General features: G+C 69.8%; 6 protein-coding genes and 1 pseudogene. 5 read left to right on the plus strand and 2 right to left on the minus strand.

Annotated elements, in window-relative coordinates:
• Nucleotides 1-5 precede the first annotated feature (5 nt).
• From CW362_RS34220 to CW362_RS34230, 3 genes are read left to right on the plus strand one after another with little or no spacing between them, the layout of a single operon-like run.
• On the plus strand, nucleotides 6-1,190 hold the full coding sequence (locus CW362_RS34220) for a tyrosine-type recombinase/integrase (protein WP_103553503.1): 1,185 nt from the start codon (nucleotides 6-8) through the stop codon (nucleotides 1,188-1,190).
• A complete protein-coding gene (locus CW362_RS44960) occupies nucleotides 1,187-3,811 on the plus strand; it encodes a tyrosine-type recombinase/integrase (RefSeq protein ID WP_240658174.1) in 2,625 nt (874 codons plus the stop codon). The genes CW362_RS34220 and CW362_RS44960 overlap by 4 nt, the downstream gene beginning before the upstream one ends.
• Nucleotides 3,808-4,392 carry a DUF6262 family protein gene (locus tag CW362_RS34230; protein WP_103553504.1) on the plus strand — a complete coding sequence of 195 codons (585 nt, stop codon included), beginning with the start codon at nucleotides 3,808-3,810 and terminating at the stop codon, nucleotides 4,390-4,392. The genes CW362_RS44960 and CW362_RS34230 overlap by 4 nt, the downstream gene beginning before the upstream one ends.
• A 16-nt stretch (nucleotides 4,393-4,408) precedes the next feature.
• On the opposite strand, the gene CW362_RS34235 is transcribed toward CW362_RS34230, so the two are convergent.
• Nucleotides 4,409-5,167, minus strand: coding sequence for a GNAT family N-acetyltransferase (locus CW362_RS34235; protein WP_103553505.1), 759 nt, complete (start codon nucleotides 5,165-5,167; stop codon nucleotides 4,409-4,411).
• Between the two features lie 222 nt (nucleotides 5,168-5,389).
• Here CW362_RS34235 and CW362_RS34240 point away from each other — a divergent pair.
• Nucleotides 5,390-5,614, plus strand: a pseudogene (locus CW362_RS34240) (hypothetical protein); the annotation flags it as partial.
• A gap of 156 nt (nucleotides 5,615-5,770) precedes the next feature.
• Here CW362_RS34240 and CW362_RS34250 read toward each other — a convergent pair.
• A complete protein-coding gene (locus CW362_RS34250) occupies nucleotides 5,771-6,352 on the minus strand; it encodes a nitroreductase family protein (RefSeq protein WP_103553506.1) in 582 nt (193 codons plus the stop codon).
• Nucleotides 6,353-6,854: 502 nt separating this feature from the next.
• Here CW362_RS34250 and CW362_RS34255 point away from each other — a divergent pair.
• Nucleotides 6,855-9,884: an AfsR/SARP family transcriptional regulator gene (locus CW362_RS34255; protein WP_103553507.1), complete on the plus strand. Its 3,030-nt coding sequence runs from the start codon at nucleotides 6,855-6,857 to the stop codon at nucleotides 9,882-9,884.
• The last annotated feature ends 71 nt before the right edge of the window (nucleotides 9,885-9,955 follow it).

Raw genomic sequence — 9,955 nt, forward strand, 5'->3', positions numbered from 1 at the left:
GATAAGTGGCACGGCGAGTGGTGGTCGGGGACCTGCGGGTCCAGCAGATCGAGCGCAAGGACGGGCGGCGGTCGTGGACGATCATCTGGCCCGAAGGGGCGGTGCATGCGGAGGCGGACCGGTTCCTTCGCACGCACGACGGTTCGGGTACACAGAAGACGTACGCGTATTACCTGGTGGACCATCTGCGGTGGCTGGAGCGTGAGTGCCTGGGCTTCGGCACGGTGGTGTTGCGGGATCTTGAGCGGTACATGGGGATTGTCGGCGCCGAGGTCCGCATGCCGCTCGGTGAGCCGTGGCGGGTCGGCAAGCGCCCCTACGGCCGGGCGGCGCTGTCGACCGCCGCAGCCTGCCTGAAGGGCTTCTACCTGCATCAGGCCTCACTCGGCATTAACGGCGAGCTCGGCAAGAAGCTCGGCGTGACTCGGCTGCCGTCCCAGGCGGACCGCCGCCGCTCGTTCCTCGGGCACGTGAAGAGTGCGATGCCCGCCAACCCGCTGGCGCCGAGCGGGCCACAGCGGCGACACCCGAAGATGCTCCCGGACGGCGCTCGCGAGAAGCTGCTGGCGACGGTGAACTCGGCCCGGGACCGGCTGGTGGTGACCTGGCTTGCTGACGGCGGGCTTCGGATCGGCGAGCTCTGCGGGCTGCATATGGTCGACCTGCACCTGCGCGAGAACGCGGCCTGCGGCGAGTGCCGCAGCCCTCACCTGCACGTCTGCCACCGGCCCGGCAACCCGAATCGGGCGGAGGCGAAGACCAAGCACCCGTGGCGGCTCGAGGACGGCACGGTCACCGGTGGGCTGATCAAGCGGGTCAGCCCGGCGATGGTGCACACCTACTTCGAGTACGTCACCGGCGGCGAGTATCCACGCGGCGGGTCCGGGCACGGGATGCTGCTGGTCCAACTGCACGGCGCGGGTGCCGGGGAGCCGTGGGCACCGGTCGGAGCCCGCAGGATGCTGGGTCGGGCAGGGAAACGCGCCGGCCTGGGGCTCGTGAAACCCCATGCCTTCCGCCATTCCTTCACCTCGGCGGTCCTCGACGCATCGGACGGCAACCTTCTGATCGCCCGGGACGCGGGCGGCTGGGCCTCGGCCACGATGGTGGACGAGGTCTACGGGCACGTCGACGTCCACGACCCGGCGTTCGACGCGGCACTCCGTACGGTCTGGGGTGAGCCGAAGTGAGCGAGAGGTCCCTGCTGCCGGTCCACACCGACCGGCCCGACCGTCAGGGCCGGGACAGGATGGAGATCCTCACGGCCCTGATCCACAGCCCGTCATTCGACCCGGTTTTCCGGGAACCGATCATCCGGATCCCTCGCGGTCACGCTGTCTATCGGTGGGAATGCCTCATCAACCAGTGCGAACGCGTCCGTGACGGCGGAACGGATCTGTGCTCGGTGCACCGCCGGGAGTGGAACGAGGCCAAGGAGCGTGGGGTCGGCAAGGCGGCCTTTGTCGCGGCGGCGGAACCGCTCGGTCCGTCGGAGTGGATCCGCGAGGAATCCTGCCGTATCTGCCCCCAACGGCCCGCGGCGCACACCGCGACACGGCTGTGCGTCCGGCACCAGACTCGGTGGCTGTATCTGTGCAGGTCCGGAGCCACTGAGGAGTCAGACTTCGCCCAGTGGCTGGGAGAACAGGAACCACTGAACGGCTATGGAGAGTGCCAGGCGGCGGTCTGCGCCAGCCTGGCCTACTCCCCGCTGGGGCTGTGCTCGGGACACCGCCATCGCTACCGGCTGCACGGACGTCCTGGCGGCGCTTCGCTCCCGGACCACTGGTGGCATTCCTACGAGCGCATCGGTCAACCCGTCCCGGTGGTGATGGAGAATCGGAAGGAGTTCCGGGCCTGGTGCACATCGGTGGCAGCGGTGACCTGGCCGGGGCAGATCAACCTGCGCGGGCTCAGGCCGCTGCTGCGGGCCGAGATCCAGTGGGGAATGTTCCGCCACGCCGAGCAGCCCGAGCCCGGCCGCTGGGACCTCGAGTGGATTCAGCGCATGGTCAACACCTGCCGGGAGAGCCACGTCGACTCGCTAGTCGATCTCGACCTGGGCGCCCTGGGTGGCTTCTCGTCCAGCATCGTCAGGGAGATGCGGCGAGAGCTGCAGTTGATCTACTTCACCCCAGACGACTGCCGCGAGGCAGGCTTCTTGGAGACGGACCACTTCGGCATCCGGTTCGACAAGCGGGCCAGCCACATCGACCTCACCGCCGTCCCGCAGCGCTGGCTGCGGGACCTGCTCTGGGACCACCTCGCCGATCTGCTGCGGTCTCCACGCTGCCCGAGAACCGCCACCGCAGTCGACTCGCTCCGCCGGGCATGCACCGAGTTGGGCGCGTTCCTGGAGGTCGACGCTCCAGGTGGAGGCCACGATCCCGGTGCGTTGCGCGGCGAGCACATGCAGCGCTTCGTGGCCGACCAGCGGCGTCGGGAACGTGACGGCCTGCCGTCGATCGCGCTGACCAGCTCGACCGGGAAACCGCCGACGGTGACCACGCATACGCGCCGGACGGTCTTCAACAGCGTCCGGAGGGTCCTGCGGGACGCTCTGGAGGACGGCACCGCCGAACGGCTCGGTCTGGACCGGGAGTTCATCACGTCCATGCCCGCCGGAGGCGGAGCGCCGCTTCGAGCCCGGCGGCCGTTCCCGGACGAGGCGGCCCGCGCACTGGCCGACGGGGCGAACCTTCAGCGCCTCGCTGACACCTACGATCCCAGCGACCACGGCCTGCGCGATATCTGGGAAGCGATCGTCACGACCGGGCGCCGCACCAGCGAGGTCTTGAAGCTGCGGTGGGAATGCATCGGCCGCTACGGCGGCCTGCCCATGTTCTGGCACGACCAGACCAAGGTCGGCAACTACGATGCCGCGATCCGCATTCCCGAGAGTCTCTACGAACTCCTCGCGGAGCGGCAGCGCAAGACTTTGGAGAAGTTCACGGCCCGGCACGGCCACGCCCCTTCGCCACAGCAACGCGCGGCGATGGTTCTCTTCCCCCGGACCACACGCAACTCGCAGATGACGACATCGCTGTCCTATACCTGGTTCATCCGGGGTTTCCGGCTGTGGGTGGACGAACTCGATCTCGGCCGCCTCGTCCCGCACCAGGCACGGCACACGCTGGCCACGAACCTCCTGCGGCACGGCGCGACCCTGACGCACATCCGCCGCTACCTCGGCCAGGTCTCCGACCGCATGGCCGAGCACTACGTCCACCTGACCAGCTCCGACCTGGACAACGTCCTCCAGCACGTCTGGGTCGCCGGCCCCGGCACCGCACAGCCCGGCGAGCTCTTGGCAGGGGACGCCACTCCGCTCACCCGGGAGCAGGCGCAGGCCCTCGCGATCGACCTGTCCCGCCGCAGCACCCCGGCCGAGGGCGGGTTCTGCACCTTCCAGCCCGTCGTCGACGGCGGCGCCTGCCCCTGGAACCTGGACTGCCACAACTGCGACAAGTTCGTCATGTCCGGCGCCGACCTCCTCTACTGGCGTCGCAAGCGCGAGCAGTGGCGGCTGTTGGCCGAAGGCGCACCCGACGATGCCACCGCCGACTACCTCCACCACTACTTCGAGCCCACCGCCCGCGCCATCGACGGCCTGGAGAAGGCGTTGGCCGGTCTGGGTCTCCTCGACGACGCCCTCGCCCTGGACCTGCGCAAACCCCAGGACTACTTCCACCGCGTGTGGTCCACCGCCTTCCGCGCCGCCGACCTCGCCGAGGCAGCCGAGGCTCAAGACGCCCAGGGAGACGAGTTCGCGGCCGAGTTCTACGCTACCGACGGAGAAGCACAGACATGAGCACCACCGTTGTTCCCAGCCCCCGCACAGCAGCCGCCCTGGCGTCCCGCCGCCGCCGAACCGAGGCCGCGATCCAGCGGGTCCACGACGCGATCGCCCGGCTCCGGCGAGAGAAGGCCCCGGTCAACGTCGCCGCCGTCGCCCGCAGCGCGGACGTCTCCCGCACCTTCCTCTACGACAACCCCGAGGCCAGGACTGCAGTCGCCACGGCCATGGCCGAGTCCTGCGAGCGGCGCGGTCAGCTGCTCGCCGACCAGACAGACGAGCGTGAGGCAACCTGGCGCGAACGGGCCCTGAACGCCGAGGACGCCCTCAAAGCCGCCCACACCGAGATCGTCGCCCAGCGCACCCGCATCGGTGCACTCCTCGGCCAGGTACGCGACTTGGAAGCCGAGTGGACCGAGGAAGCCATCCAGCGAATCACCACCGAGAACACCACCCTCAAGCAGCGCGTCCGACAACTCACCACTGACAACCGCACTCTCGACGAGCGGCTGAAGGCTGCCCGCTCCAACCTCCGCTTCCAAGATCGACGCGTCGCCGACCTCGAAGCCCAGATCGCCGACTCAACGGTGCACTGAATCGCCCCGGCCGAGTTCAGACGGTGGTCCCACCGGCCAAGGCCGGTGGGACGACGTCGGAGAGGCGGATGCTGAGCTGGGAACCCAGTTCCCGGAAGCCCAGCGCAAGTGCCACACGCTTTGATGGATGAGGCCGTGCTCTCCATTGCGGAAGCAGCCCGGCGTCCAGTGCATGCGCCACCGCCGCAGACGCCACGACCCGCGCCAGCCCCCGGCCTCGATGGCCCGGCGCAACCAGCACGCTCAGGTGAGCCACCGACCGCGGCCAAGCTTGATAGCCGGCCGCGGCAACCACCTCGTCCCTCTCGCGGAGGACGAATGCGGGAGAGGTGATGTCCTCCAAGCCGCTTTCACCGGCGTCCTCTTCACCAGCACGGGCCACGAGTACGGCCAGCCCATCGCCGCCGCACACCACCTCCTCGACAACGGCGCCTCCTTGCACAGGCAGGAAGTCCGCGCGGTCGAGATAGAAGAGGGACGCAGGACCAAGAACGTCGAGGAGGGGCAACAACTCACGCAAGCGGTCCTCGTCGACGAGCTCCTCATCGGACAGCGTGCCTGAAGCGCCCGCCATCAGCTGGGCGACCTGCGCGCTCGGCACGGTGACGATGCCGGCACCGCCGAGGACCACGATCCCTGTCCACAACGGCGGACACAACTGCGAGCCAGGAGAGACCACTACGTTCGCCCCGTCCGAGGAGGAGAACTCCACCGGCTTCACCGCCAGCTCTGTCCATAACTCTCGGGCCCGGTCAAGCAAGAGATCGCTAGTCATGACCGTATCGTGTCGCGCCCCACGCCCCTGAACGACTGATTTACAACGAGCCAGAGGGTCCAGGCGACCTCGCGCTGCGACGCCACGCCCACCACGCTTCCGCTCGCGGCACGACGGCCACACGAACGAGCGACAACAACGCCCCCAACTCGCCGTCGCAGACATGTAGTCTATGAATCGTCGCAGTTCAGAGTCGGTGTCCGAGCTCCTGCGGTCGGTAAACTCAACGAGGACTACGCGATCAGGATCGCACGGGACTGGAACGTGAAGCACGACGGCGCCGGCTTCGTCACCCGTTTCGAGGTCGAGTCGGAGTTCTTGAGCCGCTATCCCGTCCAGCAGGCCGGTGGGCGGACGATCCTCGAACTCTGGGTCCCGGCCGAGGAGCTGGACGACTTCAACGCCCATGTCGTCGGCGAGATCCAGGTGGTCCACGAGTTCCGCTGAGGACACCGTGCTCGTCGTGGACGGCATCCTGGAACCCTGGTGCCCACCCGTGACCGCGTCATCGCCGAGCAGTCGGAGAACTGTCGGTACTCCATTGACCACCGGGTCCTGGCCAGGGTGCGGGTCCGCGGTCCGGGTGGCCGTCGCCCGGGCCGCTCAATGATCACGACTCTGTCGTTGCTCCGCCGGTGACCAGGGGGCGGAGCGCAAGTGTGTGACGCCGTGCCGGTCACGGCCTTCCGGAGGGCCGCCGGCCGCCTTGCCCACCGCGACCATGGAGACGATCGCCCAGCCCGGGTTCGGGTCCAGCTCCTTGGTGAGCCCTTCCAGGTCGAAGGCCCGGAACTGGTGCGCGGCCAATCCCATGGCCTGGGCCTGAACAGTCATGTGGGCGACGGCCTGGCCGAGGTCGTAGTCCGCGAACTCGGAGTAGAGCAACTGCGTGTCATCGACGTGCCGACGCGTGAGTGTGACGACGAGCAGACCCGCATCCGTCGCCCAGCGGGCCGAGCTCGGCGCGAGGTGAGGGAGCATCCGGCCGTGCTCCGGCTCACCGGGCCTGCCGGTGAAGAAGCCCCACGGCTGGGAGTTCCCCGCCGACGGTGCCCACCGCGCGGCCTCCAGCAGCAGTTCGAGGGCGTGGTCGTCGACGACCGCCGACGGATCGAAGCGATAGGGACTGAAGCGCTCGGCGAGCAGTGGGTGTATGCCGCTGGGCGGGTCCTGAGGACGGTGCATGTTCCGCTGCAACCGGCGACCGCGAGTGCGTATTCCGGCCGGTGCGAGGGCGATTACCGCCCGCACCGGACGATCCGTCAGGGGGAGTTCGACGGCTCGTCCGGTCGGCTCTCCGTCCGGAGCGGTGAGCACGGCACGAGCACCGTGCTCGAACGGCACCCGCGACTCGCGAGGGCGAGCGAGGAGCCGCCGACGGCCAAAGCCGTGGCCGGTACTGCTGCCGGGGGATACCAGCGCTGCCGGAGGCAGAAGGTAGGAAGGTAGGAAGCAGGAAGCAGGAAGCAGGAAGCAGGAAGCAGGAAGCAGGAAGCAGGAAGCAGGAAGCAGGAAGCGGGAGGCCGGAGACGGGAGACGAGAGGCGGGCGCACGAGCGGAAGAACGCGCTGACGTGCGGCGTTGGCGGGTTGTGCGGCTTTGGGCTTGTATTCTGACGGTTGTCTCAAGTCGCCCGCGCCTCACCTCGGCGGGGTGCGCTGCACGGGATGAGTAGCCGGGGGGCTCGTTGCAGTACGGAATTCTTGGCTCGCTGGAGCTGCGCGTCGAGGGGCGACGGGTCGAGCCGACCCGTCCCAGGGTCCGCGCGGCACTCGCCTTCTTCCTGCTGCACTCGGGCGAGCTGGTCACCGTCGACGCGTTGATCGACGGCCTGTGGGGTGAGAATCCGCCCAGGACGGCCCGGGCGCAGGTCCACACGGTCGTGTCCGCGCTCCGCCGTCTCCTGCCGGCGCCCGACCACGTGGCCTGGGAGTCGGCCGGCTACCGGCTGAACCTCCAGCAAGGAGTGCTGGACTCGGCGCGGTTCGAGCTGCTGGTGACCGAAGCGCAACGGCACCTCGGCTCCGCGGAGCGCGAGCGAGCCGTGGGACTGCTGCGCGAGGCCCTGGCCCTGTGGCGCGGTGAGGCCCTGTCGGGGATCGGCGCGCCCTTCGCGGACGCGGCCCGCGCCAGGCTGGGCGAACAGCGATTCCGGGCGCACATGATGGTTGCTGACGCGGAGCTGGCCGGAGGCGACTGCTCCGCCCTGATACCCGAACTGTCCGCCCTGTCCGCCGAGTTCCCGGAACGGGAGGACGTGGCCGAGCGGCTTGCCCGTGCCCTCTACTTCGCCGGCCGGCAGACGGAGGCGCTGGCCGTCCTGCGTGCCGTACGGGCCCTGCTGGCCGAGGAGTACGGGGTGGACCCCGGCCGGGAACTGGTCGCCCTGGAAGGTGCCATGCTCCGCGGTGACCTCCTCCGGGAGACGTCGTCCGGGCGGCGTCCGGCGTCCGGCGTCCGGCCGTCGTCCGGCGCGCACCAGTCGCCCCAGGCCGTCCTCCCGGCCGGCCCGGCGCCGTCCGGGACGGCCGCGGCACCGCCGTCCGCCCCGGCCGGACCCGTACCGTCCGGATCCGCACCCTCCGGTGCCGCAGCCGCGCCGGGAGACCCGCGGGCCGCTCTTGCGCCGTCCGATTCGGCGTCGCCCGCTCCAGCGGAGGACCAGGTCGCGTCGCCCCCGTCGCCGGGGAGTCCGGTGCCCCGCCAACTTCCCCACGATCTGCCCGACTTCATCGGCAGGGAGAAAGAGATGGCGACCCTCCTCGCGACAGCCGAACGGTCGCCGTGCCCGGCTCCGAGGGCCGTCGTCGTGTCGGGGATGGGCGGGGTCGGCAAGACGGCGCTCGTGCTGCACGCCGCCCACCGTCTCGCCGCCGCCTTCCCCGGCGGCCAGTTGTACGCCGACCTGCGCGGATTCGGTGCGGGCGAGCCCCGGACACCGTTCGACGTGCTGGGCCGTTTCCTGATGGACCTGGGCGTCAGCGGACGTTCGTTGCCGGAGGACGTGGACGACCGCGCGGCGCTCTACCGGGCCGCCCTCGCCGATCGGCAGGTCCTCATCGTCCTCGACAACGCGCGCGACACCCACCAGATCGGTCCTCTGCTGCCGGGAAACGGCAGCAGTGCGGTGCTGGTCACGAGCCGCCGAGCGCTGGCCGGTCCGCACGGAGCGACCCGCATCGTCCTGCACCCGATGGCCGAGGACGAGCAGCACCGGATGCTGGAACGGTTCTGCGGAGAGGACGCGCTGCGTACCGACCCCGAGTCGGCATCGCTCGTCCTCGATGCCTGCGCGGGCCTCCCGTTGGCCTTGCGCATCGCCGGGGCACAGCTTGCCACCCGGCCCACCTGGTCGCTGAACACGCTGGCCCGACGCCTCTCCCGCGGTGGCAGCCGCCTGCGAGCACTGGCCGTCGACCACCTCGCGGTGCACGACACCTTCGTGCTCAGCTACAACGGTCTGCGCGACAGCGGGCAGCCGATGGAACGAGAAGCCGCCCGGGCCTTCAGACTCCTGGGACTGTGGCCCTCCCACCCCGTGGCCCCCGAGGCCGCGGCGGCGTTGCTCGGCGAGCCCCTCGCCGACACCACCGACGTGCTCGATCTGCTGGCCGACACGCATCTGCTGCAGGCGACCGACACCGGCGGATACCGCTTTCACGACCTCGTCGGGGAATTCGCCGAGCAGTGTGTCCTGGCGGAGGAGCCCGAGGCCGAGCGCGAGGCCGCGCTTCTGCGACTGGTGACGTGGTACAGCGCTGCCGCTCACAAGGCGAACAGCCTGACGGCACCCGTTGTGCATCTCGGCCCTCCGCAGGCCGCCGCACCCTTGCCGGACTTCCATGACGGGCGTGACGCGCTCGCCTGGTTCGTGCGGGAGATGCCCGCTCTCAAGGCGGTCATCGAACTGGCGGGCCGCACCTCCCGACCGGAGCTGGCCTGGCGGACCGCGAACGCGATGCTCGGTTACGGACACGCCTACTGGTGGGTCGGTGAGTGGATGCAGTGCCTCACGAAGGCGATGGCCTGGGCCCGCAGGCACGACGACCTCATGGGCCAGGCGTACCTGCACAACGCCCTCGGAGCGGCCAACGGCATGGCCTACCGCAACGACGAATGTCTGGCTCACCTGCAGGCGGCCCTCGCTCTGCACAGGGAGACGGGAAACGGCGACGGGCAGGCGACCGTGCTGGGCAACCTCGCCATGGTGCACCATCAGGCGGGTCGGCTCCGGGAGGCGATCGCAGCTCTGGAGGAGTCGCGGCTGTTGCGCCTACAGCTCGGCCATACGCAGGACTCCGCCACCGTCCTGTCGGGCAAGGGGTTCCTGCTCCGTGCCGGCGGCGACGCCGCAGCAGCCCTGGAGGCTTACGCCCAGGCTCTGGAGACCTTCCGCAGCCAGGGGCTGGACAAATTCGTCGCCGGAGGACTTTTCAACATCGCGGAGTGCCTCCGTATCCTCGGACGCTCGACGGAGGCCTTCGCGGCCTACGCCGAATCGTTGACGCTGGCACGGAAGATGGATGACCAGGACGCCGTGGCCGACATCCTGCACGGCACCGCGCAGATGCACCACGAGGTCGGTGACCTCGAGCAGGCGCGCGTTCACTGGGAGGAGGCGCGGGCCGTCGCGCGTGAGTACGGGCTGCAGAAGGTCCTGGAGGAGAGTGCGGAGGCGCTCGCTTCCCTCGGGGAGGACGCCGGGTCCGCGCCCTGAACAGGACCGTGTCCGGGTGAACGGGAACCCCCGGGCGGGTGAGCGCGCCCACCGGAGTGGCCGGCACCCCC

It is taken from the genome of Streptomyces populi (assembly GCF_002911015.1).
In the GTDB taxonomy this organism is placed as follows: Bacteria; Actinomycetota; Actinomycetes; order Streptomycetales; family Streptomycetaceae; genus Streptomyces; species Streptomyces populi.